The 21,867-nt window shown below is 59.1% G+C and carries 27 protein-coding genes and 1 pseudogene; 16 read left to right on the top strand and 12 right to left on the bottom strand.

From position 1 onward, the window contains the following. Positions 1 to 111: 111 nt before the first annotated feature. The 5 genes from EF879_RS26280 to EF879_RS26260 form a co-directional block, all read right to left on the bottom strand. On the bottom strand, positions 112 to 972 hold the full coding sequence (locus EF879_RS26280; RefSeq protein ID WP_199736619.1) for a helix-turn-helix domain-containing protein: 861 nt from the start codon (positions 970 to 972) through the stop codon (positions 112 to 114). A 192-nt stretch (positions 973 to 1,164) separates the two neighbouring features. Beyond that, the gene (locus EF879_RS26275; protein ID WP_123563218.1) at positions 1,165 to 2,859 is read right to left on the bottom strand and encodes an ABC transporter family substrate-binding protein; all 1,695 of its coding nucleotides are present in this window, start codon (positions 2,857 to 2,859) and stop codon (positions 1,165 to 1,167) included. Between the two features lie 109 nt (positions 2,860 to 2,968). Continuing rightward, the gene (locus EF879_RS28680; RefSeq protein WP_123563216.1) at positions 2,969 to 4,873 is read right to left on the bottom strand and encodes an ABC transporter ATP-binding protein; all 1,905 of its coding nucleotides are present in this window, start codon (positions 4,871 to 4,873) and stop codon (positions 2,969 to 2,971) included. Next, entirely contained in the window at positions 4,870 to 5,862 is a 993-nt protein-coding gene (locus EF879_RS26265; protein ID WP_123563214.1) for an ABC transporter permease, read from the bottom strand. Before EF879_RS26265 ends, EF879_RS28680 begins: the two co-directional genes overlap by 4 nt. Next, on the bottom strand, positions 5,863 to 6,846 hold the full coding sequence (locus EF879_RS26260; RefSeq protein WP_123563212.1) for an ABC transporter permease: 984 nt from the start codon (positions 6,844 to 6,846) through the stop codon (positions 5,863 to 5,865). It abuts the gene before it with no gap. A gap of 333 nt (positions 6,847 to 7,179) precedes the next feature. Here EF879_RS26260 and EF879_RS26255 point away from each other — a divergent pair, with 333 nt between their 5' ends. Next, complete coding sequence (locus tag EF879_RS26255; RefSeq protein ID WP_123563210.1) at positions 7,180 to 7,878, top strand: hypothetical protein; 699 nt, start codon at positions 7,180 to 7,182, stop codon at positions 7,876 to 7,878. Here the strand turns inward: EF879_RS26255 and amaP are convergent. From amaP to EF879_RS27065, 6 genes are all read right to left on the bottom strand, one after another. After that, positions 7,867 to 8,442 carry an alkaline shock response membrane anchor protein AmaP gene (amaP, locus tag EF879_RS26250; RefSeq protein ID WP_123563208.1) on the bottom strand — a complete coding sequence of 192 codons (576 nt, stop codon included), beginning with the start codon at positions 8,440 to 8,442 and terminating at the stop codon, positions 7,867 to 7,869. The two genes, EF879_RS26255 and amaP, sit on opposite strands and share 12 nt — an antisense overlap. Then, the gene (locus EF879_RS26245; protein WP_123563206.1) at positions 8,435 to 9,001 is read right to left on the bottom strand and encodes a DUF6286 domain-containing protein; all 567 of its coding nucleotides are present in this window, start codon (positions 8,999 to 9,001) and stop codon (positions 8,435 to 8,437) included. The genes amaP and EF879_RS26245 overlap by 8 nt, the downstream gene beginning before the upstream one ends. Next, positions 8,994 to 9,911, bottom strand: coding sequence for a hypothetical protein (locus EF879_RS26240; protein WP_199736618.1), 918 nt, complete (start codon positions 9,909 to 9,911; stop codon positions 8,994 to 8,996). The genes EF879_RS26245 and EF879_RS26240 overlap by 8 nt, the downstream gene beginning before the upstream one ends. Positions 9,912 to 10,155: 244 nt before the next feature. Then, complete coding sequence (locus EF879_RS26230; RefSeq protein WP_123563201.1) at positions 10,156 to 10,503, bottom strand: hypothetical protein; 348 nt, start codon at positions 10,501 to 10,503, stop codon at positions 10,156 to 10,158. Positions 10,504 to 10,508: 5 nt separating this feature from the next. Beyond that, positions 10,509 to 10,988: an Asp23/Gls24 family envelope stress response protein gene (locus EF879_RS26225; RefSeq protein ID WP_123563199.1), complete on the bottom strand. Its 480-nt coding sequence runs from the start codon at positions 10,986 to 10,988 to the stop codon at positions 10,509 to 10,511. A 49-nt stretch (positions 10,989 to 11,037) separates the two neighbouring features. Beyond that, a complete protein-coding gene (locus EF879_RS27065) occupies positions 11,038 to 11,352 on the bottom strand; it encodes a hypothetical protein (RefSeq protein ID WP_148086559.1) in 315 nt (104 codons plus the stop codon). A gap of 354 nt (positions 11,353 to 11,706) precedes the next feature. On the opposite strand from EF879_RS27065, the gene rpsJ reads away from it, so the two are divergent. The 11 genes and pseudogenes from rpsJ (at position 11,707) to rpsQ (ending at position 16,878) form a co-directional block, all read left to right on the top strand. Further along, the gene (rpsJ, locus tag EF879_RS26220) at positions 11,707 to 12,012 is read left to right on the top strand and encodes a 30S ribosomal protein S10 (RefSeq protein WP_003848085.1); all 306 of its coding nucleotides are present in this window, start codon (positions 11,707 to 11,709) and stop codon (positions 12,010 to 12,012) included. A gap of 23 nt (positions 12,013 to 12,035) precedes the next feature. Then, a complete protein-coding gene (rplC, locus tag EF879_RS26215; RefSeq protein WP_023020549.1) occupies positions 12,036 to 12,692 on the top strand; it encodes a 50S ribosomal protein L3 in 657 nt (218 codons plus the stop codon). Further along, a complete protein-coding gene (gene rplD, locus EF879_RS26210; RefSeq protein ID WP_005322847.1) occupies positions 12,689 to 13,342 on the top strand; it encodes a 50S ribosomal protein L4 in 654 nt (217 codons plus the stop codon). Before rplC ends, rplD begins: the two co-directional genes overlap by 4 nt. Further along, positions 13,342 to 13,644, top strand: a complete 303-nt coding sequence (rplW, locus tag EF879_RS26205) for a 50S ribosomal protein L23 (protein ID WP_023020550.1) — start codon at positions 13,342 to 13,344, stop codon at positions 13,642 to 13,644. The genes rplD and rplW overlap by 1 nt, the downstream gene beginning before the upstream one ends. A 35-nt stretch (positions 13,645 to 13,679) precedes the next feature. Then, a complete protein-coding gene (gene rplB / locus EF879_RS26200) occupies positions 13,680 to 14,516 on the top strand; it encodes a 50S ribosomal protein L2 (RefSeq protein WP_023020551.1) in 837 nt (278 codons plus the stop codon). A gap of 13 nt (positions 14,517 to 14,529) precedes the next feature. After that, positions 14,530 to 14,808, top strand: a complete 279-nt coding sequence (gene rpsS, locus EF879_RS26195; protein WP_005276936.1) for a 30S ribosomal protein S19 — start codon at positions 14,530 to 14,532, stop codon at positions 14,806 to 14,808. Between the two features lie 3 nt (positions 14,809 to 14,811). After that, positions 14,812 to 15,174 (top strand): 50S ribosomal protein L22, encoded by a 363-nt coding sequence (gene rplV, locus EF879_RS26190; RefSeq protein WP_005276938.1) that lies wholly within the window; start codon positions 14,812 to 14,814, stop codon positions 15,172 to 15,174. After that, positions 15,174 to 15,875 (top strand): annotated as a pseudogene (gene rpsC, locus EF879_RS26185) (30S ribosomal protein S3); the annotation flags it as partial. The gene rplV and the pseudogene rpsC, both read left to right, overlap by 1 nt. Positions 15,876 to 15,920: 45 nt before the next feature. Beyond that, the gene (gene rplP, locus EF879_RS26180; RefSeq protein WP_023020553.1) at positions 15,921 to 16,337 is read left to right on the top strand and encodes a 50S ribosomal protein L16; all 417 of its coding nucleotides are present in this window, start codon (positions 15,921 to 15,923) and stop codon (positions 16,335 to 16,337) included. Next, positions 16,337 to 16,567 (top strand): 50S ribosomal protein L29, encoded by a 231-nt coding sequence (rpmC, locus tag EF879_RS26175; RefSeq protein ID WP_005322842.1) that lies wholly within the window; start codon positions 16,337 to 16,339, stop codon positions 16,565 to 16,567. Before rplP ends, rpmC begins: the two co-directional genes overlap by 1 nt. 2 nt (positions 16,568 to 16,569) lie before the next feature. Then, complete coding sequence (gene rpsQ / locus EF879_RS26170; RefSeq protein WP_123563197.1) at positions 16,570 to 16,878, top strand: 30S ribosomal protein S17; 309 nt, start codon at positions 16,570 to 16,572, stop codon at positions 16,876 to 16,878. Positions 16,879 to 16,952: 74 nt separating this feature from the next. Here the strand turns inward: rpsQ and EF879_RS26165 are convergent, their stop codons facing one another. Beyond that, positions 16,953 to 17,774 carry a siderophore-interacting protein gene (locus EF879_RS26165; protein ID WP_123563195.1) on the bottom strand — a complete coding sequence of 274 codons (822 nt, stop codon included), beginning with the start codon at positions 17,772 to 17,774 and terminating at the stop codon, positions 16,953 to 16,955. A 101-nt stretch (positions 17,775 to 17,875) separates the two neighbouring features. On the opposite strand from EF879_RS26165, the gene EF879_RS26160 reads away from it, so the two are divergent. The 4 genes from EF879_RS26160 (at position 17,876) to EF879_RS26145 (ending at position 21,867) form a co-directional block, all read left to right on the top strand. Further along, positions 17,876 to 18,823, top strand: coding sequence for an ABC transporter substrate-binding protein (locus EF879_RS26160; protein ID WP_123563193.1), 948 nt, complete (start codon positions 17,876 to 17,878; stop codon positions 18,821 to 18,823). Further along, entirely contained in the window at positions 18,824 to 19,909 is a 1,086-nt protein-coding gene (locus tag EF879_RS26155; RefSeq protein WP_123563192.1) for an iron ABC transporter permease, read from the top strand. 3 nt (positions 19,910 to 19,912) lie between these two features. Beyond that, positions 19,913 to 20,941, top strand: coding sequence for an iron chelate uptake ABC transporter family permease subunit (locus tag EF879_RS26150; RefSeq protein ID WP_123563190.1), 1,029 nt, complete (start codon positions 19,913 to 19,915; stop codon positions 20,939 to 20,941). A gap of 65 nt (positions 20,942 to 21,006) precedes the next feature. Beyond that, the gene (locus tag EF879_RS26145) at positions 21,007 to 21,867 is read left to right on the top strand and encodes an ABC transporter ATP-binding protein (RefSeq protein ID WP_199736616.1); all 861 of its coding nucleotides are present in this window, start codon (positions 21,007 to 21,009) and stop codon (positions 21,865 to 21,867) included.

The following is a 21,867-nucleotide window of genomic DNA, read 5'->3' as shown; positions in this document are numbered from 1 at the left end:
ATCAAGCTGGCGATTTCAGAATTTTCCATCAGCTTCTCGCTGATCTCGTTGACCCTCGCCGGGTCATGGTTTTCTTCGGTGACACCGTAGTCATTATCGGTGAAACTCCTTCTAGATCAGAGCCTCACACACAAACTTCCTGACACCCTCCAATCTGCGCGCACAGGCCTTTAACTGGGCTGTTTCTGCACGATACGGGCCTTCAGCACTGTGGTTTCTGCGTACTTCACGCTGAATTGACGATGCACTTCGCCCTAAACGGCGCCCAATCTCACGCAGCGGCACATCTTCGCGGAGAAGATCGGCGATAATGACGCGTTCTTCAAAGCAGATATAGCGATTACTGATGCGTTTATACGGATCCACCCCGCTAGGTAAGGCGGGAGGGGCAAGCCTTCCGGATTCGATGACATCATGGCGTTGGCGCAGCGCTTTCATAAGTCTGTTATACGTGCTGGCGTCTTCGCCGACGGGTATGAACTCTTCTCGTTGACCCTGGGATTTGGTAAGTCCTTTTTCAAAATCTAAAGACAATCGACGATCAATTCCTACTGCCGCGCCAGCATCACCACTAGGCAGGCTCGCCAGCCGAAGGCGCAAGTATTCCACTCTTAACTGCGTCTGGCGGACTTTCCGAGCATACTGACTTAACCGGATATGGCACCCAGCTTCCGTAGCTACGGCATAAGCCGCAGTCAGATGCATCCCACATCTTTTGGCGGCTTGGTGTACCGACAGTCCGCTTCGGACTAGCTCCACAAGCTGAAAAGCCTGGCTGCCGCGGCGATCAACTCGTTTGGCTTTAATCACGACTGGCAATCCAAAGGCATGGCAAAAATTCAAAGCATGCCCGTAATGACAACCAAGCTCACCAGCCGCCGAACGGACACTACGCCCACTGCCAACCAAGGCAACTAAGCCACGACGATCCGACTCAGACAACGAATAAAACGGGCCAACAACCCCAGACACAACAACACCCTCCTAAGGGAAAGTGTTGCAACGACCCTCTGAACTCAAGCTGAAGCTACGCGCAGAGCTGCCGTAGACAGTTGATGCCGCCTGCGTGGACTTTTGCGGGCAGAAGAAAGCCTCCCGCGACTTAGCCCTGTTGGGTTTGCCGCGGGAGGCTTGAGCGTAGTGCGCTAGAAGCTTGTAGTGCTCTTATTTCTCCCAGCCGATATCTTCCTTGGGGAGGATAGCGAAGCCGTTGGCGCCAAAGTTAGCTAGGCCCTTCTTTACACCGACCATCTGTGGGCCGTTGGCAAAGGGGAGGATTCCGTAGTGGCCAAAGGCTTCAGACTCGAGTTCATTGACGCGGTCAATTTGCTCCTCCTTGGTAGGAAGCTTCTGTAGCTCTTCAATCTTCTTATCGAATTCCTTGGTTCCAGTGCCGGACATATTCAGTGTGGAATCGCTGGCGTAGGTCTGGCCAAAGTAGGCGACTCCGAATGGGTCGGAGGAAGTAAAGGCGGACAAAAAGAGGTCGAAGTCTCGCTCAGAGGTTACCTTAGAGAACTCGGAGGATGGGCGCTCTTCAATCTTGAGATCAACGCCGACGTCCTTGAGCATCTTTTGGATTGCGGCGGCAAGGGACTTGGAGACCTCATCGTCACCAATGAGGATATAGCGCAGGGATAGCTTTTCCCCGTCTTTAGCATAGATTCCGTCGTCACCCTGTTGATATCCGGCGTCCTCCAGCAACTTCTTGGATTGCTCAGGATCGAACTTAATGACGTCCTTGATATTGTCCTTGTAGCCCTCCTGGGTGGAGTAGAGGGTGAGGGAGCCCGGCATCTCTTCTTCGTAGCCCAGGCCGTTATAGCGGATCTCGGCCAGCTGATCGCGGTCGATGGCGGAGAAGACGGCGTGGCGCACGTCCTCATCCTTGAGCTGTGGCGCCTTGGAATTGAGGGTGAGGATGACATTGGCAGGGCGTAATGCTGCGCGGATGTCGATGTCCTCGCCCATTTGTCCGGCAATGGTGAGGCTGTTCTTATCGGCCACGCCAGCCGCATCGATTTCCCCGGCCTGGAAGGCGTTGATGGTGGCCTGGGATTCCATGACGCGGAAGCTTACCTTCTTCAGCTTCGGTTTATCGCCCCACCACTTTTCGTTGGGCACGAGGGTGAGGGTGCCGCCCTTGAAGTCTACGTTTTCTACCTTGAATGGGCCGGCGCCGTATTGCGGGTTCAGTTTGCCCAGGTAGGCCTTGTCAAACTTCTCTGGGCTATCAATAGCGGGGTGGAGTACTTCGTTGAAGAGACCCTGCCACCACGGGTAGGGGCCATCGAAGGTGATGACCACGTCCTTGTCGGTAGCGCCCTTTTCCACGGAGGTGATGCGCTCGTATCCGTCGGTGGAGTTTACCTGGACGTCCTCGTCCTTGCCGTTGTTAAAGCGCCAGGTATTCTCGAAAGCCTTCCAGTCGATAGGCGTGCCGTCGTTGAAGGTGGCATCCTTGTTGATCTTATAGGTAACGACGGTGTTCTTGCCCTTCTTATCTTCCTTGGCCTCGTCGACGTAGTCGGGGTTTGGGGTGTAGTTTCCCTCGCCGTCGTAAAGCGCCAGCTGTGGGTTGTACCAACCCCATACCGTGCGGGTATCGGTGACCATATTGGCGTGGAAAGTATTTTGCTGCTCGGTCAGTTCGTCGATGGGGAGGGTGAGCTCACCATCGTCCTTGAGCTCGTCACGGGATTTCTCGTTATAATCGCCGGCTGGATTGACCTCGATGTCGAGACCGCCTACGGCCTTATTAGAGCCTCCGCCTGAGTTGGCGGCACAGCCGGTGAGCGCGAGGGCTGCGGCGGAAAGGGTGGCAACGGTAGCGATCCGGAAGCGAGTGAACTTGTGCATAATCGGGTTTCTCCTTGAGTGAGAGGAAGTGAAAGATGTGGCAGCGATTCAGCCGCCGCATCATTTCAGGTGTGAGGATAACTATATAGAACAGTAACTGTGTGGCGCGTCACTTTTGGGAAATTGGGGACGCATTGGCCGGACGGGGGTCGCGTCGCCTGCGAGCAGCCTCCGGATCCGGAATCGGAATGGCATCCAGGAGCTTCTTGGTGTAGTCCGCTTGGGGGTTTTCGAAGACCTCGTCGGTTGGCCCGGATTCCACAAATTTGCCCTTATACATGACAGCCAACCTATCGGAGAGGTGGCGCACCACCGAAAGGTCATGGGCCACGAAAAGGTAGGACAGCCCCAGCCTTCTCTTCAGATCTTCGAGCAAGTTGATGACGCCGGCTTGGATGGAGACGTCGAGCGCGGAGACGGGCTCGTCTAACACCAAAACCGAGGGGTTGGTAGCCAATGCGCGGGCAAGGCCGATGCGCTGGCGCTGTCCGCCGGAGAAGTGGCTAGGAAAGCGGTCAAGCTGGGAGGAATCTAGACCGACAAGGCCCATGAGCTCATTGATGCGGGCATCCACGTCGCCATCAAAACCGAGGGAATTGAGCGGTTCGGCAATGACCTCACGAACCGTAAGACGGGGGTTTAGCGAGCTCATCGGATCCTGGAAGACAATCTGGATGTCCTTGCGGGCCGCGCGGCGCTCGGAGTTGCTCATCCCGGCCGCGTCTTTCCCGTTGAGCACTACCGCGCCATGTTCGGGCTTGAGGTCCATGACTTCCAGCAGGGTGGTGGTCTTACCGCAGCCAGATTCGCCGACGATGGCCATGCATTCACCCTTGCGGATATCAAAGGTGAGACCGTCAACCGCCTTGACCGTTCCTACCCGGCGCTTTACTAATGCGCCCTTGGTGAGCGGGAATTCCTTGCGTAGATCCCGGACTTCCAGGGTGGTGGGGCGCTCATCGCGGGGCACACCGGCCATGACATCATCGGCCAGCTGCGGCGGTTTGAACATGAGGTCGCCGCCGATCTTGCGGTCGCGGATTTCGGGTGCGCGCAGGCAGGCGCTCTCGTGGCCCGAGGTATCGTCAAGCGGAATAAGCGGGGGCTCGCCGTCGGAGCAGGCGGGCTGCGCCACGGGGCAGCGCGGGGCAAATTGGCAGCGCTGCTTGAGGTCCACCAGTACTGGCGGGCTGCCCACGATGGGAGTGAGCGGTTCTTCGGCCGACACATCTGGGCGCGGCGTGGAGCCGAGCAAGCCCACGGTATAGGGCATGCGGGGCTGGGAGAAGATGGTATCCACATCACCGCGCTCCACGGGGCGGCCGGCGTACATGACCATGACATCATCGGCCGTTTCTGCTACCACGCCCATGTCATGGGTGATCATGATGGTTGCGGCGCCTGTTTCGCGCTGCGCGAGCTTAATGACGTCTAGAATCTGCGCCTGAATGGTCACATCCAGCGCGGTCGTGGGCTCATCCGCGATGAGCACGCGCGGATTATTGGCAATCGCGATGGCAATAACTACGCGCTGGCGCATGCCGCCCGAGAACTCGTGTGGGAAGGACTTCAACCGCAGGTGCGGATCGGGGATGCCCACGAGATCGAGCAATTCCGTGGCCTCTTTGAGCGCTTGCTTCTTGCCGACGTCCCTATGGGCCTGGATTGCCTCCACTAACTGCGATCCAATATCGAAAACCGGGGTGAGCGCGGAGAGCGGGTCTTGGAAGATCATTCCAATGCCGTTGCCGCGGATTTCGGACATCTGCTTATCGCTCAGGCCGAGCAGCTCGCGGCCTTCGAATTTCACGGATCCAGTGATCTTTGCGTAGTCTGGCAACAGGCCCATGATGGACATGGAGGTTACTGACTTACCGGATCCGGATTCACCCACGATGCCGAGCGTGCGGCCAGGGTAGAGATCAAAATCTACGCCGCGGACCGCGGAGACCGATCCGGCCTCGGACGGGAAGTTTACGCGCAGGTCTTTGACGGATAAGACGGGCGAGGTCATGCTTTGCCTCCGGAATTCGAGTTGGGGTCGAGCGCATCGCGCAGGCCATCGCCAATGAAAGCCATGGACACGGTGAGCAAGGTCAAGGTTGCGGCAGGGAAGTAGAACAGCCACGGGGAGGACTGCACAGCGGCGGTGCCGCCCTGCAGGAGGGTGCCGAGGGAGACGTCGGGAAGCTTGACGCCCAACCCCAGGAAGGACAAGGCCGTCTCGGAGCCCACGGTGCCCACCACGCCAAAGACGAATTGGATAATAAGAAGCGAGCCAATATTCGGGATGACGTGGCGCACGATGGTGCGCAACTTGGAAACGCCCATGTAACCAGCAGCGCGGACATAGTCTTGCTCGCGCACCGTAAGTGCTAGGGACCAAATCACGCGGGCCTGGTACATCCAGCCAAAGACGATGAGGACTACGATGAGTAGCTTCCAATCGCCACCGGAATCCGCTACCACCAGCGCAATGAGCAAGAAGGTAGGGATGGACAGCAAGAAGTGGATGACCGCCAGCACCGCCTTTTCGGCTACACCGCCCCACAATGCCGCGGCCGATCCGACAAAAGCGGAAATGACCAAGGTGGCCAGTGACACCACGATGGCGATGGTCAGTGACCTCCCCAAGCCGTGAATGGTCTGGGCATAGAGGTCATTGCCGGTATCATTCGTGCCGAACCAATGCTCGGGGCTCGGCGGCTCCGAGAGTGCGAGGAAGTCCGGCTCGGTATAGTCCCACTTGGCAAAAAAGCCGCCGAAGAGGGCTGCCAGCATCAAAAAGACCAGGATGATTAGGCCTATGGTAGCGAGCTTATTCCGGAAGAAGCGGCGCAGGTAGAGCTTATAACGCGAGGTGCCCCGCGGCATCTGCTCTAGGGTGGCTACTTGCTCGGCCTCGGCCGGGGAGAAGGGGTCCCCCGTTGCGACCTCGCTGTGCGCGGTGATTTCCCCGCGCGGTTCCTGCTTGAAATAGTTGCGGTCTTTAGATGGGGTCATTTAACTCACCCTCACTCGTGGATCTAGCGCAACGACGACCACGTCCGCCAATACCGCGGAAATGGCTGTCATGGCGGCGCCAAAGGCGGCGACGGCTGCTGCACCGTTGACGTCGTTCTTGCTAATGGTTTCGATGAAGTACTGGCCCATGCCGTTCCAGCCAAAGATGCGTTCAGTCATCACCGCACCGGTGAAAATACCCGGAATGGAAAAGGCCACCGAGGTAGCCACCGGAATGATGGAGGTGCGCAGAGCGTGCTTGCGAATCGCCTGCTGGCGAGTCAAGCCCTTAGCGCGAGCAGTGCGCACATAGTCTGCATCCAAGTTATCCAGCAGCAAGGTGCGCTGGGTCATGTGATAGCTAGCGTAGCTAATGAAAACCAGCGAAATAGTAGGAAGAACCAAGTGCTGCGCGGAGTCCATTAGCTTGGGAAAGAAACCTTCCACATCCAGCGAGTGGGAGCCGACGACATAGAAAATCTTCTTTCCGGTCAGCTCGTTGATTTTGAGCGCGCCCCACACCACAGCGATAGAAGCGACCACGACGTGGGTATTCATCGCAATGATGGAAATGCCCTGCCAGACGCGGTCGCCGGTCTTGTACTGGCGCGAAGCAGTATAAACACCCACGGCCACGCCGATGAGGATGGACAAAATGGTAGAAAGCAAAAGTAGCTGCGCGGAGACCCAGATACGGTAGCTAATTTCTGAGTTCACCACCTCGCCCACCGGCGATTGGCCCCAGTCCCATTTGGTGAGGATATTGGTTAGCCACGTCCACCAGCGTTGCACTAGCGGGGTATCGGGGCTGAGGTTATAGGGCTCGAGGAGGTTATTGATTTCCTCCGCCGAAAGCGGCGGGCGGCGGCCGATGTAATTGGACCGTGGGTCCAGGAAGTTGGCCGCCAAGAGATAGGCGAGGTTGGTAGCCAAAAAGATCATGAGTAACCAGCCCAAGGTCTTTTTGATCAGATATTTAGTCATAGAGATTCTCCGTGCGTGGTTAAGCAGGAAACGGGATGTAAATGTGGTTCCAACGAGCGAATCGTTGTATGTGACCAATTTAATAAGCTGTTGTGCGGGACACAATCGAATTAGCCCCGTGATATAAATCCCCTTTAACGTGATAGGTATTGGTGAGGGTGGCGAAGCGGGAAAATAGTGCAATAAAGTGCCGATGAACAGGGGATATGGCGTTCGCGATTGTTGAACACTTATAGTATTTATTTAATTGAATGAAATTAACTCCGGGGGTGAATATCTTCGCCCGCGCCCCGACCTCTTGCCTGACACCGGCGCTGGGTAGTCTTGGCGGATATGGATGACCCCACCCGCATCGATCCCACTCTTGAGTCCCTCCGCCGCGCCTGGGAGGGCCAGCCCGACCTCAGCCTTGCCACCTTCTTTGCCATGTTGGCCAATCGGGGTATCGGTTGGGGCGCGAGCGATGCGGAGCTGGTAGCGGAGTTGCAGCGCCAAGCGGCCGTGCACCCGCCGCTTTTGCCCTTGGACAACGGCCGCATTGCGGAAGGGGAGTGGCTCGTGCTTGCCGAAGCCCCCACTAACCGCATCACCGCTACCTCCACCCACATCATCGTGCGTCGCCCCGATACCCAGCCGGTGGTGTGGTCCTATGATTCCATTCGCCCGGCCGGGCCCGGCCGGCCCTTTACTATTCGTGATGCAGAGGGCTTCGAGCACCGCTTCGGCGTGGTCTCCAGCCTCATGCGGCTGAGTACGAAATGCCCAGATCTCAACGGCCTGAAGCGGCAGGACTTAGGCGATTTCGTCTTTGTTCTTCGCTTCTCCGGATCTATTGGCGTTCTTGACCATGGACTCCACCTATTTGCCAAGGAAAATCGCCGCGTTACCCGCCAGGATTTTTCTTGGCAGCGAATAGAAAAATGCCGCCCCGGAGAGGAACTAGAAATAATCCTCGGGGGCGGCGAATCGGCCCGTTTGGGGGCCATTGAAGAGGTCTTAGTGGCAGAGACCCCAAACCCGCTATTCGGATAGATCCTTCAGCGGGCCCACCTTGCTGAATTGCAGCTTGTAAATGGTGTCCAAGTCCGCGTCCGGAAAGGCCGCGCGGAAATCGCGTTCATTGGTCTCCACTGCGCCGGTAAGACGCTCCACCGGGGTGTCCGGATTAGCCGTCACCGTGTACTGCAGGGTGGGGCGGGCGCGGTCATAAGCCACGAGCCGCTCCACGTGCTCGACGCCCTTGACCCCATCTAGGTCCTGAGCCACGGCGCCGGCAATAGCATTCATCGACGTCGTGATAGATCCCTTGTCATTAGACGATGCAGACTCCACGTTATTAAAGCGACGGTGGCGCAGGTTAGCTACCACGAGCCACAGACCTACGATAAGCAGCAGCGCGGAGCCACCGGCCAACGCCCAGACCCACCAGTCATTGTCCGCCAATGTCTTCCACGCATCGTGGTCCACCCACAGGGCTAAATACTTGGCAAACTCCACGTTGAAGTGGATAAGGATGGGCCACACGCCCAAAGCGATGAGGATAATTCCCAGCAGGCCGAGCAGGATGCGGTCAAAAGTAGCAAGTTTTCTAGACATTGTTATCCAACTCCGGAATCTTCTCTACAGCTACGGTGACCTGCGGCGGATTCTTCAAGTGAGCCAGGCATTGCTTAACCGCGGTCTCTACTCGGGCCTGCAGCTCGGCATCGTCGGTATCACCATTGACGGTGACCTTGGCAGTCTTTTTATCCGCTGAGGTCTGGGCGGAGGCAACGCCCGGTACGCGGCGAGCAGTCGCCGAAGATAGGCGAGCGATATCTACCGGCCGCATCCACATAGACGCGGTATCGGAGGCCAGCTGCAGGTGCGTTGTACGGCGCGTCTTTAGTGTTGCAAACAGGAAGATAAGGCCGACGATGATGGATGCGATACCAGCCCAGATCATCCAGGTTTGCAGCTGCTCAGTGGCGATGAGATTAAGCACTGGCTGCACCCATGATTGAGCATCGGAACCGGAACCTACAAGCCACGTCTCGCGCACGCCGACGACGCCCGCGGCGAGCAGAAGCAGCCCTAGAATCACGGCCCATGTTCGCGCCGCTGGAGACGCCTTCGGCTGTTGCCCAAAGTGTTCAGGCATGTGCTGTTCAGCCATGGTTGCCTCCTTGTGGGCGGTAGGGGTTTATGGAAATGGCGCGCAACGGTTCCGGCCGCGGCGCATCCACATGCAGCGGGCGAGGGTTGGCCGGGGTGACCTCAATACGCTTGAGGGCTTGTGGTCGAGGGGCTTGTACCTTTCTCACCGGAGCGGACTTAGGGGCCTGCACACGGCGCGGTGACCATTCGTGGCGGATCTCGATATCACGCAGCGGCTGTGGCCGAGGAGTTGAAACCTGTATTTTTCGCGACAGCGGGCGAACCTGTCCACTGGGAGCCAGTTTGGCTGGGCGCGGCGCCGCCACGCTGTGAACGTGTACCGGCTTAGGCTCCTTTAGCGGCCGCAGCGTTTGCTCACCTGGGGAAGAGACTTCCCGTAATTGGTGGTCAGGGAGATCTGCAGAGATGCTGCGTACCTCGGCCTCGCGCGGAGTGCCTACGGACCGCACCGCGATGCCGGAGTCCGGGACAGTGACGCTGCGCACCGGTGTATTCTCCGGTGTGGCAATGCTGCGTACGTTGACCGATTCTGCAGTGACCGGCTGCCAGACTGGCGAGGGCGTGATGTGCGGCGCGACGGCAGCAGCAACCTGACGCTGCTCCACTTCTGCCGCTGTTACCCGCCTGCCTGGAACGGAACCGCCGACGGTGACATTAACGCGCGTCGTGGAATAACCGGTATGAGCCGCGATGGCTTCTGAAATGGCGGCGCGGGTATGTTCCGCCACCGTAGTAACCGGCGAGGGCCAAACCACGCCGATAGTGGCGTTGACCGCCGCTACCTCGCGCTCCGAGTCCATTTGGACCGAGACCCGTGGAAAACCGCGGCCGCCGATGCCCGCTAGCTTGGCCTCAATGGCCTTGGTGCCGGGCACGCTAGCAATCGCGGCGGTAACGATGCGTTCCATGGTCCGCAGCGAGATACGCGTGTGGCCCTGAGTGGAACTATCTGTCATTAACCTTGGCCTTTCTCCTTACCAATGAGGCCATTCCACACAGAGGTGAGATCGATACGGCCATCAAAGTGTGCTCCCACGATTCCGCCAATGGCAGCAAGGAGTACGGCGAGCAGGGTAGGACCCCAGCCTAGGTACAAAAAGAAGGCAAGAACAAGGCCGGAAATGATGCCCAAAGTGGTGTAATTTTTCATATCTATTCCTTCGATGGAGCAGCGGATAAGCCATCCACGGCGTCAGAAAACTCAACGTCGATGCGTTGCAGTTCGGGACATGCCCCACGTGCGGCGAACCGGATATCTTCTGCCAAGGCATAAAGGTCCGGCGCCGCGCTGATATCGACGCGGATATTGATCTGCAGGTGGCGATCATCGCGCGGATCGGGCCGCCGCATGCCGACGATGCGCTCGCCTGGGAGGTACAAACTCACCGAACCGAACGAACCGCCGTCGAGTGCAGCGACGCCGCGGACCTTCGTGACGGCCTCTGCAATAGCGCGGGCGTGGCTTACCTCGAGCTCGAAATGTGCTCGGGGCTCAGGCATTGGGCTTAGGCCTGACCCTGGTTCAAAGCAGCCTGGTCTTCAGACTCGGACTCTTCCTTAGGCAGCTTGACATCGTGAACAACAACGTTGACGCGCTCGACGCTCAGGCCGGTCATGCGCTCTACAGCATTCATGATGTTGCGGCGAATAGCCTCAGCGAGCTCGTGGATGGCCACGCCGTACTCAGCAGTGATTGCAATCTCGATGCGGGCGGTGCCCTCTGCTACCTCAACGTCTACGCCCTGGCGGACGTCCTCGGAAGCACCGAAGGACTCGCGAATATTGCCGATCATGCGGGCGCCGCCGCCACCCAGGGAATCCACGCCGGAAACCTCACGGGCTGCAATGCCGGCAATTTTAGAGACCACGACATCATCGATGGTGGTGGTGCCGTACTGGGTCTCCAGGTTGTTATTAACCTCGCGCTCCTCGGAAGCCGGAACCTGGTTATCGGTGTTTTGTGCAGGAGTCTTGTTTTCAGACATGGGCGAATGTGCCTTTCTTTATTGGATGATGCATGAACGGGATATTCAACTATCTAGGCAGGACAATTTGTCCATAGCCAATGACACCGAGCTTAGATACTTCTCCGACAATCGTGGGGCGCAGGGCAACAAAATTATTCAAAACGTGATTTTTGGCACGGTTTAGAACGCGGCTTGAAAAACCGCAGCCCAACATGCTTAAATACAAAGGTTGCTTTAACAGGGCAGCGAGAACCAAGACGTGATACAAGCGACGGACGTCGCTAAGCACGGCTTTGGGGAGACGCTGAGCTGGTAAAGCGAACATGACACCTTCGTTGTCGCCATGTTTCAGGGGAACTTGAAACATTGACTGGAAGGTCATCCGATCGGGCTAGGTCCGCGTTAGAGCAGTGACACCCCGAGAAGATGGACCGGAGAAGGGGCATGGCAAATAAACAGCGGCAGTAGACGAATTGGACACTCCCCACGTGTAATGCGTGAAAACCGTCCTCTTCACAATACTTTGACTACGGGTCTTGTACCCCGTCGAGAGCACTGCGTTCTGGCACTTGCCATGTACCGCAACTCTTGGTCGTCATGGCAGTCAGACCACTGGCGTTGTGTCAGGCCCCAAGCCCGGACAACGTTATAGAGAAATCGAGAAGCAATTTCCCACCGCTTCACGCCCCGGAAACGCCGGGAATGTGAAAGTGGGGAAGCGAGGAAGAGGATAAGCGTGGCGGGACAAAAAATCCGCATTCGGCTGAAGGCCTATGACCACGAGGCTATCGACGCTTCTGCAAAGAAGATCGTCGAGACCGTTACCCGTACCGGTGCTCGTGTAGTCGGCCCAGTGCCGCTCCCAACCGAGAAGAACGTATACGCAGTTATTCGTTCTCCGCACAAGTACAAGGACTCTCGCGAGCACTTCGAGATGCGCACTCACAAGCGCCTGATCGACATTCTCGACCCAACCCCGAAGACCGTTGATGCTCTTATGCGCATCGATCTTCCGGCAAGCGTCGACGTGAACATCCAGTAAGCGACTTTGGTGGAGAACAAATAATGAGTGAAAACGAGATCAAGGGCATTCTGGGCAAGAAGCTCGGCATGACCCAGGTCTTCGACGAGGACAACCGCGTTGTACCGGTTACCGTCGTCGAGGCAGGGCCATGCGTTGTCACCCAGATTCGCACCCCCGAAACCGATGGCTACAGCGCCATCCAGATCGCCTTTGGCGAAATCGACCCACGCAAGGCAAACAAGCCGGTTGGTGGTCACTTCAAGAAGGCTGGCGTAACCCCGCGCCGTCACGTTGCGGAAATCCGCATGGACGACACCTCTGCTTACGAGGTTGGCCAAGAGGTCAAGGTTGACATCTTCGAGGGCATCACCTTCGTTGACGTTACCGGCAAGACCAAGGGCCACGGCTACGCTGGTGCCATGAAGCGCCACGGCTTCGCAGGCCAGGGCGCAGCTCACGGTAACCAGGCCGCTCACCGCCGCGTTGGCGGTATCGGCGGCGCCGCTACCCCGGGCCGCGTCTTCAAGGGCAAGCGCATGGCTGGCCGTATGGGCCAGGACCGCGTGACCACCCAGAACCTGAAGATTCAGAAAATCGATGCCGAGTCCAACCTGCTGCTCATCAAGGGTGCTATCCCTGGTGCGCGCGGCGGCCTCGTCACCGTTAAGACCGCAGTGAAGGGCGGTGCACACGCATGAGCAACCTCAAGCTAGACGTCCACACTTCCGAGGGTAAGACCAACGGCTCTGTAGACCTGCCTGCTGAAATCTTTGACACCGAGGCATCCATTGCTCTGATGCACCAGGTTGTTAACGCTCAGCTTGCTGCTGCACGCCAGGGCACCCACGCAACCAAGACCCGCGGCGATGTCCGCGGTGGTGGTCGCAAGCCTTTCCGTCAGAAGGGCACCGGCCGTGCACGCCAGGGCTCCATCCGCGCACCGCACTACACCGGTGGCGGCACCGTCCACGGCCCACAGCCGCGCGACTACGCACAGCGCACCCCTAAGAAGATGATCAAGGCTGCTCTCTTCGGTGCACTGTCTGACCGTGCTCGCAACGAGCGCATCCACGTCATCGAAGAGCTCGTACCGGGCCAGAAGCCGTCCACCAAGTCGGCTAAGGCTTTCCTCGAGTCCCTGACCGAGCGCAAGAACGTGCTCCTGGTCATCGGCCGCGAGGACATCAATGCTCGTCGTAGCGCTAATAACCTGCCTAACGTTCAGATCCTGGACGCTGGCCAGCTCAACACCTACGACGTTCTCTACTCCGATGACGTTGTGTTCTCCGTTGAGGCGCTACACACCTTCATCAACCGCGCAACCGGCGCGGATAAGGAGGAGAACTAATGGCTAAGATTTCTAACCCACGCGATATCATCATCGCCCCGGTTGTATCCGAGAAGTCCTACGGTCTGATGGAGCAGAACGTGTACACGTTCTACGTCTCCACGGACTCCAATAAGTCCCAGATTAAAGATGCCGTAGAGCAGATCTTTGACGTCAAGGTCGACTCCGTGAACACCGTGAACCGTGCAGGTAAGCGTAAGCGCACCCGCACCGGTTACGGCCAGCGTAAGTCCACCAAGCGTGCATATGTGACGCTCCGTGAAGGCAGCGACTCCATCGACGTCTTCGGCGGCGGCGCTTAAGCGTCACCGGAGAGCCGAAAGGAAAAGGAAGAACTATGGCTATTCGTAAGTACAAGCCGACAACTCCGGGTCGCCGCGCATCCTCCGTTTCTGAGTTTGACGAGATCACTCGTTCTACTCCGGAGAAGTCCCTGCTGCGCCCGCTGAGCAAGACTGGTGGCCGTAACAACTACGGTCGCATCACCACCCGCCACATCGGTGGTGGCCACAAGCGCCGTTACCGTCTGATCGACTTCCGTCGTAACGACAAGGACGGCATCCCGGCAAAGGTCGCTCACATCGAGTACGACCCGAACCGCACCGCAAACATTGCACTGCTTCACTACGTTGATGGCGAGAAGCGTTACATCATCGCCCCGAAGGGCCTGAAGCAGGGCACCATCGTAGAGTCCGGCCCGAATGCAGATATCAAGGTTGGCAACAACCTGCCTCTGCGTAACATCCCGACCGGTTCTACCATCCACGCTGTTGAGCTCAAGCCGGGCGCTGGCGCTAAGCTGGCTCGCTCCGCTGGTGCTTCTATTCAGCTGCTGGGTAAGGAAGGCAAGTACGCAGTTCTGCGTATGCCGTCTTCCGAAATCCGCCGTGTGGACATCCGCTGCCGCGCCACCGTTGGTGAGGTTGGCAATGCCGAGCAGATGAACATCCGCTGGGGTAAGGCCGGCCGTATGCGTTGGAAGGGCGTTCGCCCGACCGTCCGCGGTGTCGTTATGAACCCGGTTGACCACCCACACGGTGGTGGTGAGGGTAAGACCTCGGGTGGTCGCCACCCTGTGTCCCCATGGGGTCACAAGGAGGGTCGCACCCGCAACCCGAACCGTTACTCCAACAACATGATCGTGCGCCGTCGTCGCCCGAACAAGAAGCGCTAAGAGGAGGTAAACAATGCCACGCAGCCTTAAGAAGGGCCCGTTCGTCGATGAGCACCTCCTCAACAAGGTGGATGCTCAGAACGATGCAGGCACCAAGCAGGTCATCAAGACCTGGTCTCGCCGCTCGACCATTCTCCCCGATTTCATCGGTCACACCTTCGCCGTCCACGACGGCCGTAAGCACGTGCCGGTTTTCATCGAGGACTCCATGGTCGGCCACAAGCTGGGCGAGTTTGCACCAACCAAGACCTTTAAGGGTCACGTCAAGGATGACAAGAAGGGACGTCGATAAGCGATGAGTGAGACCATCACCTCCGCATCCGCCACGGCCCGCTACGTCCGCGTCACCCCGATGAAGGCACGTCGCGTGCTCGATCTGGTCCGCGGCAAGTCCGTAAGCGAAGCCCTGGCTATCCTGAAGTACGCACCGCAGGGTGCTTCCAAGCCAGTTGCTAAGGTCGTTGCTTCTGCAGCCGCTAACGCTGAGAACAACTTCGGCCTCGACCCACGCACCCTGGTCATCTCCGAGGCTTATGCCAACGAGGGTCCGACCATGCGTCGTTTCCAGCCGCGTGCACAGGGTCGTGCATTCATGATTCGTAAGCGCACCAGCCACATCACCGTGGTGGTCGAAAGCCAGCAGGAAGGGGCCAAGTAATGGGCCAGAAGATCCATCCTCACGGCCTACGTTTGGGCATCACTTCCGACTGGAAGACCCACTGGTTCGCCGATAAGGACTACGCGAACTACGTAGCCGAAGACATCAAGATTCGTAACTACCTCAACAAGGGCCTCGAGCGCGCCGGCATTGCCGACGTCGTTATCGAGCGCACCCGCGACCGCGTCCGCGTTGACATTCACACCGCCCGCCCGGGCATCGTGATTGGCCGCCGCGGTGCTGAGGCTGACCGTATCCGCCGCGAGCTGGAAAAGCTCACCGGCAAGATGGTTGCCCTCAACATCCTCGAGGTCAAGCAGGTAGACGCAAACGCAACCCTGGTTGCTCACTCCATCGCGGAGCAGCTGGTTAACCGCGTCGCATTCCGTCGTGCAATGCGTAAGGCTATCCAGTCCGCTATGCGCCAGCCACAGGTCAAGGGCATCAAGATTCTGCTGTCCGGCCGCCTGGGTGGTGCTGAAATGTCCCGCGTTGAGCGCTACCACGAGGGTCGCGTTCCGCTGCACACTCTTCGCGCCGAAATCGATTACGGCACCGCAGAGGCCCACACCACCTTCGGCCGCATTGGCATCAAGGTGTGGATCTACAAGGGTGACGTCGTCGGTGGCGTACGCGAGTCAGAACTGAACGCTCCGGCACAGGGCCGTGGCCGTGACCGCAATGGTCGCTCCCGCCGCGGTGGCCAGCGCCGCCAGCGAGCACAGCAGAAGCAGGAGGGCTAATCCATGCTGATTCCTAAGCGTGTTAAGTACCGCCGTCAGCACCGCCCGAACCGTCGCGGCGTGTCCAAGGGCGGTAACCGCATCAACTTCGGCGATTACGCTATCCAGGCTCTCGAGCCGGCGTACATCACCAACCGTCAGATTGAGGCCGCACGTATTGCCATCAACCGCCACGTCAAGCGTGGTGGCAAGGTGTGGATCAACATCTTCCCGGACCGTCCGTTGACCCAGAAGCCGCTCGGCGTTCGTATGGGTTCCGGTAAGGGCCCGGTTGAGAAGTGGGTGGCTAACGTTAAGCCGGGCCGCGTACTTTTCGAGATGAGCTATCCGAACGATGCCGTTGCAATTGAGGCTCTGCGCCGTGCTGGCCAGAAGCTTCCTTGCAAGGTCCGTATCATCAAGAAGGAGGACCAGTTCTAATGGCAACCGGTACCCCCGCCCACGAGTTCCGTGAGCTCGACAACGCTGAGCTGCAGTCCCGCCTGAAGGATGCGAAGGAAGAGCTGTTCAACCTCCGCTTCCAGAAGGCCACCGGCCAGCTGACCAACAACCGCCGCATCGGCACGGTTAAGCGCGACATTGCCCGCATCTACACCGTTCTGCGCGAGCGCGAGCTGGGCCTGTCCGTTGCTCCGGGAGCTGAGGCTTAATCATGAGTGAGGCTAACGTGACTGATTCCAAGAAGGCACCTACTCCGAAGAAGGAGAAGGTCAAGGGCGCTCCTAAGGTTCGCACCGGCTATGTAGTATCCGACAAGATGTCCAAGACCATCGTTGTCGAGCTGGAAGACCGCAAGCAGCACGCCCTGTACGGCAAGATCATGCGTTCTAACAAGAAGGTTAAGGTGCATGACGAGGAAGAAACCGCAGGCATCGGCGATCTCGTACGTATCGCTGAGACCCGCCCGCTGTCCAAGGACAAGCACTTCCGTCTCGTTGAGATCATCGAGAAGGCTAAGTAAAAACTAGCCACAACAAAGCCCCCGCTACCGAACCTGGAGTTCGGAGCGGGGGCCTTCGCCGTTTTAGGGCTTCGCTACGGACGGGCCCTTCCATAAAACCAGTAGGGAACCCACGTGACGTCGGTGGTATTCAGGCCCCACTCATTCACCGCGAGGCCTCGTACGCTCTTTGCTAGCTCCCCCTCGCCGGAAGCCCACACGTACCCCGGCCCCGGCGCACAGGCATAGTCCGCTCTTAGAGCGGCTACGACAGCATCTGCCTCCTGACGCGGTTGGGTATGAATGATGCGCAGGCTGCGGACGCTGGTCTCCCACCGAGTTGCAAGGCCCGGCTCTACCTCGTCCTCGCTGGTAATCACGGCCAAAACATCGGTGGAGCGCAGCATCGCCGGGTTTTGTTCTTCCTGGTAGGCCAAAATATGCCGCAGCGCGGGCAGGGCGGAGGCGTCGGCGACTAGAAGTTGTGCTACCTCGGTTGGTCGCCACAGTTCGTTGCAGGTAAAAAATCCCGCTGTGTCGCCGGCTTGTGCCCGGCGAATCCACCGCGAACCAGGCCCTGAATCGCCGTGGGTGACCACATCGACATCGACTGTGGACTCCTCTGGGTGGAGCGCGCGGATGGTGTACCAGCGCAGATCCGGTCGCTTCTCCTCGGCAATTGCGGCTACCGCGGCACGGAGGTTTATGCCGTCGACGGGGAAGGGCGTAAATTCCTGTCCAGCCTGCGGCATGACGAGCCCAAAGAATTCATCGGGGCCGGAGAGGGTGTAGGTCCGGAAAGTCTCCGCATAAAACGTGAGGCGGTGCAGGCGCGGCCGGATCCGTTTGTTGGCGGTCAGGGTAACGGGGATGAGTTCGTGTTCAGGCCTCGGCGCCGATTGTTGGGAAGACGTCATGTGTCTAATATACTAGGTCAAAGCTAAGCCTTGCCTAACTAACCCTTTGCGGTATAGGGTAAGCAAGTTGATTTTCTTCCTTTATTGAAAGGTCTAGCCTCATGAATATTTTCGGGCGTCGAACCATGGGCGTAGTAGCAACGCTTTCCGTAGGAGCCGTAGCCTTAGGCGGTTGCTCGCGCGGTGAGGGCGATGAAACGGCTCAGGCGACTAACGCTGCCAGCGAGCAGCGCGTGGCTAGCCTGGGCCTGGGTGACGCCGATACGCTGCTTGCCCTGGGGATCACTCCCGTGACGGTGGCACCGTGGGGCGCTGAGGGGGATGGCGATCCCTCCGGCGTCGGCCCCTGGGCAGAGAAGCTATTGGGCGATGCACAGCCTGAGGTGATTTATAACACCGCAACCGGATTCACCGCGGATACCTTTGAGCAGGTAACCGCGGCAGACCCCACCCAGATCATTGCGGTGAACCAGGCCGTGGATGCGCGCACGAAGGAATCCCTGGAAGAGATCGCGCCTACCACCGTCAAGCCAGATGACTATGAGGACTGGCAGGTGCCCTGGGAAAAGCAGGTAGAGACCATTGCGGATGCGGTGGGTAAGGAAGGCGAAGGCGATAAGCTTATCGATGACACCGAAAAGGCCCTCGAGGATTTCCGCCGCGAGCACACGGAATTGCAGGGTAAGTCTGCGGCCATCGTCATGCCATATGACGGCAAAATTGGCTTGTACACCGAGGAGGACGGGCGCGGACAGTTCATCGAAGATCTTGGCATGGAGATCCCCGATGCGTTGCAGGGCGATGGCACCAGCTTTTTCGTAGACATTGCCCCAGAAAACTACGCGAAGCTGAGCCAGGTTGATTACCTCTTTGTCTTGGACTACAACGGCTCTTCCGATGCTTTGAAGAAAGATAAGACCTTCCAGGGCCTCGACATTGTCAAGGATGGTCGCGTGCGCTACCTGGATACGGATACCGGCAATGCCATGAGTATGCCGAACCCGGTGACCATCCCCTGGGCAGTAGATAAGTTTGAAGAGAAGCTGTAATTGTTAGCAACCACGAAGGACGGCGAAATAGTCCAGCCGCTTTCCATAGCAGATAGTTCTAGCACCACCGGCATCGCTACATCGGTAATGGCGCGGGCACAGGGGCGCAAGGTTCTCCTTGTCGCCCTCATCCTCGCCAGCCTGGTGTTGGCGGTGGCGTCCCTGGCGCTAGGATCCCGCTCGATTCCGCCCGGGGAGGTCATCGCTGCGCTGCGCGGAGCGGGGGAGCAGGATATCCACGATATCGTGTGGAACCTGCGCCTGCCGCGCACCTTCCTGGCTTATTTCGCCGGCGCGGCCCTTGCTGTGGCCGGTGTACTGGCGCAATCGTGGACCCGAAACCCGCTGGCGGATCCAGGGTTTATTGGCGTTACCGCGGGTGCGTCATTCTTTGTTGCCATAGGCACGGCCATCGGCATTGCTACCTCCACCGGTATGCGGACTACCCTCGCGCTCGCTGGCGCGGGTATTACCACGCTGCTGGTCTTAGCCGTATCGCGGCGGTTTCAGGATCCTCTGACGCTCATTCTGGTAGGTGCCGGAGTCTCCGCCGCCTTGGGATCGGGCGCGATGATCATCGGCCTTTATTCCACGGACGTCCTCGATAGCATGCGGCGGTGGACCATCGGCTCCACCTTTGGCCGCGGCCCAGAAGACGTCGCGATCGCGGGCATAGGGCTTGTTCTCGGCATAGCGTGCGCGGCGATGGTGGCCAGCCCCCTCGACCTTTTGGCCATGGGGGAGGAGTCCTCCCTCGCCTTGGGCGGATCACCCACCACCGCGCGGGTGGGCGCGGCGCTCAGCATCGTGGTGTTGGCCGGCAGCGCAACGGCAGCAACGGGCCCCATTGCCTTCGTCGGCTTTGCCATTCCCCACATCGTGCGGCGGGTGGTGAGCCCTAGCGTTGCTACCATGCTTTTGCCCTCCGCGCTCTTAGGCGGTTGTGCCGTGCTTGCTGCCGATATCATCGGGCGCCTCATTGTGGGTAACTCGGAGCTGGAGATGTCCATCGTCCTCGCGATAGTGGGTGCACCCTTCCTCATTTGGGGTGCTCACCGGGGCGTAGGCAGAGCATGGGGGCAATAACGCATGGCCGCAATCAGCACTATTTTACAAGCGCAGCAACGCCGCCGGCACGCGCACGTGCTCGCTTCCACGTTGGCATTTATCCTTATCGCCCTTATCGCGTACTTAGTATTGTTGGGGCAAGGTTCCGTGGAACTGAGCCCACGGCAAGTCATCGATGTTCTCACCGGCGGCGGCAGCGAGAGCCACATCAGGGTGGTGTGGGACTTGCGCCTGCCGGTTGCTATCGCCACCGTGGGCACCGCCCTCGGCCTGGCCGGTTCTTGGACGCAAACCATGGCCCGCAACCCGCTCGCCTCGCCGGATATTTTAGGCGTTACCGGCGGGGCATCGGTGCTGGTGGTCTTGGGAACCGTGCGTTCGCGCCCCAGTTTCGCTGAGGGCATCCCGGAGTTTTGGTGGCGGGCATGCTTGGCGACGATCGGCGCCCTCCTCGTTGTCATCCTCCTCGCCGCCCTTGGTGGCATCGGTACGAGCAACCGCATCGTCATCGTCGGTATTGCCTTATCTCTGATGTTTCAGGCCATCGTGGCGTATTTGATGCGCAGCGCCGAGATCCTGCGCGCTGCGGAGGCACAAACGTGGCTTGCGGGATCGACTGGGTTTGTGCGCATGGAGGTCATCTTCCCCCTCCTGGCAGCATTAGCGCCGTTTCTTACCATCGGCATCTGGTGCGCGCGGGAGTTGCCGCTGCTTGCCCATGATGACTCCTCCGCAATTACCCTGGGCGTGAATATTTCCCGCCAGCGTGCCCTACTGCTTATTGCGGCAACCGGTATCAGCGCCGTGGTGGTCTCGGTGGTGGGACCCATCGGGTTCATCGCGCTGCTAGCGCCGCACCTGGCGCGGATGGTGGCGCGCACCCCCACGCCATCGCCGCTGGCATCGGCGGCCGCTGGTGCGGCGCTGCTGACCGTGTGCGCTGTCATCGCTGGCGCTATCCCGGTAAATGCGCCGGTGGGTGCGGTTTCCTCGGTCATTGGTGGCTGCGCCTTGGTGATAGTGGTGTGGAATGCAGCTGGGCGCAGCTAAACGTTGTGCCGCGGTACAGCAGGGGACAGATAAGTACGGCGCCGGATGGTGCTAGACAGTCAGACGTGGATGAAGGAAAAGAAATGACGGATAATCGGCCTAATCAGCCTAAACAGACCGCGAGGCCGAAGCCTCGGTGCAGCCTCCGCGCCACCGGCATTCATGCGGGATATAAGGATGGCGGGGATATCCTTTCCTGCGTTGATCTGCACGCCCGCGCCGGCGAAGTCACGACGCTCATTGGGCCCAATGGCTGCGGCAAGTCCACGCTGCTGAAAACTCTCTCGAAAATCCTGGCCCCGCGGCAGGGCAGCGTCATGGTCGGGGAAGCTGACCTGCACGCTATGTCCGCGAAGGATGCCGCGCAGCAGGTGGCGCTGCTGCCACAGCACCCCGTGGCCCCCGATGGGCTGCGGGTGGGTGAGTTGGTCGCGCGTGGGCGTCATCCCTATCAGGGGAGGGTGCGCGGCCTTTCCGCGACGGATCGGGAGATTATCGCGCAGGCCTGCGAGGCTACCGACATTGTGGACTTCCTCGATCGTGATATCGCTTCGCTATCGGGCGGGCAGCGCCAGCGCGTCTGGCTGGCATTGGCACTGGCACAAGATACGCCCGTACTGCTTCTCGACGAACCCACGACCTTCCTCGACCCCGCCCACGCCATGCGCATGCTGGAATTGGCCCGCGCACAGGCGCAGGCGGGAAAAACAGTGGTTGTAGTCCTGCACGACCTCATGCTGGCGGGCCACTATTCTGATTCCATGGTGGTGATGAAAGCAGGCGATATCATCGCTCGCGGGGCTCCGAAACAAGCGCTGTCGCCGAAGGTATTGGCACAGGCCTATGGCATCGAGGCTGAGGCATGGGAGGATCCGCTTGGCGATGCCCCCATCATCGTTCCCCGCCGCGTCGTAGCGGCGCATTAG

The organism is Micromonospora sp. HM5-17 (genome assembly GCF_003762835.1).
Classification (GTDB): Bacteria; Actinomycetota; Actinomycetes; order Mycobacteriales; family Micromonosporaceae; genus Plantactinospora.
The sequence above is the reverse complement of the archived record's forward strand: the minus strand, read 5'-3'. Positions and strand labels throughout refer to the sequence as shown.

Coding starts and splice junctions, on each gene's coding strand:
- EF879_RS26275 (WP_123563218.1), bottom strand. CDS start 2,859: ATGCACAAGTTCACTCGCTTCCGGATCGCTACCGTTGCCACCCTTTCC.
- EF879_RS28680 (WP_123563216.1), bottom strand. CDS start 4,873: ATGACCTCGCCCGTCTTATCCGTCAAAGACCTGCGCGTAAACTTCCCG.
- EF879_RS26265 (WP_123563214.1), bottom strand. CDS start 5,862: ATGACCCCATCTAAAGACCGCAACTATTTCAAGCAGGAACCGCGCGGG.
- EF879_RS26260 (WP_123563212.1), bottom strand. CDS start 6,846: ATGACTAAATATCTGATCAAAAAGACCTTGGGCTGGTTACTCATGATC.
- EF879_RS26255 (WP_123563210.1), top strand. CDS start 7,180: ATGGATGACCCCACCCGCATCGATCCCACTCTTGAGTCCCTCCGCCGC.
- amaP (WP_123563208.1), bottom strand. CDS start 8,442: ATGTCTAGAAAACTTGCTACTTTTGACCGCATCCTGCTCGGCCTGCTG.
- EF879_RS26245 (WP_123563206.1), bottom strand. CDS start 9,001: ATGGCTGAACAGCACATGCCTGAACACTTTGGGCAACAGCCGAAGGCG.
- EF879_RS26240 (WP_199736618.1), bottom strand. CDS start 9,911: ATGGAACGCATCGTTACCGCCGCGATTGCTAGCGTGCCCGGCACCAAG.
- EF879_RS26230 (WP_123563201.1), bottom strand. CDS start 10,503: ATGCCTGAGCCCCGAGCACATTTCGAGCTCGAGGTAAGCCACGCCCGC.
- EF879_RS26225 (WP_123563199.1), bottom strand. CDS start 10,988: ATGTCTGAAAACAAGACTCCTGCACAAAACACCGATAACCAGGTTCCG.
- EF879_RS27065 (WP_148086559.1), bottom strand. CDS start 11,352: ATGACCTTCCAGTCAATGTTTCAAGTTCCCCTGAAACATGGCGACAAC.
- rplC (WP_023020549.1), top strand. CDS start 12,036: ATGAGTGAAAACGAGATCAAGGGCATTCTGGGCAAGAAGCTCGGCATG.
- rplD (WP_005322847.1), top strand. CDS start 12,689: ATGAGCAACCTCAAGCTAGACGTCCACACTTCCGAGGGTAAGACCAAC.
- rplW (WP_023020550.1), top strand. CDS start 13,342: ATGGCTAAGATTTCTAACCCACGCGATATCATCATCGCCCCGGTTGTA.
- rplB (WP_023020551.1), top strand. CDS start 13,680: ATGGCTATTCGTAAGTACAAGCCGACAACTCCGGGTCGCCGCGCATCC.
- rpsS (WP_005276936.1), top strand. CDS start 14,530: ATGCCACGCAGCCTTAAGAAGGGCCCGTTCGTCGATGAGCACCTCCTC.
- rplV (WP_005276938.1), top strand. CDS start 14,812: ATGAGTGAGACCATCACCTCCGCATCCGCCACGGCCCGCTACGTCCGC.
- rplP (WP_023020553.1), top strand. CDS start 15,921: ATGCTGATTCCTAAGCGTGTTAAGTACCGCCGTCAGCACCGCCCGAAC.
- rpmC (WP_005322842.1), top strand. CDS start 16,337: ATGGCAACCGGTACCCCCGCCCACGAGTTCCGTGAGCTCGACAACGCT.
- rpsQ (WP_123563197.1), top strand. CDS start 16,570: ATGAGTGAGGCTAACGTGACTGATTCCAAGAAGGCACCTACTCCGAAG.
- EF879_RS26165 (WP_123563195.1), bottom strand. CDS start 17,774: ATGACGTCTTCCCAACAATCGGCGCCGAGGCCTGAACACGAACTCATC.
- EF879_RS26160 (WP_123563193.1), top strand. CDS start 17,876: ATGAATATTTTCGGGCGTCGAACCATGGGCGTAGTAGCAACGCTTTCC.
- EF879_RS26150 (WP_123563190.1), top strand. CDS start 19,913: ATGGCCGCAATCAGCACTATTTTACAAGCGCAGCAACGCCGCCGGCAC.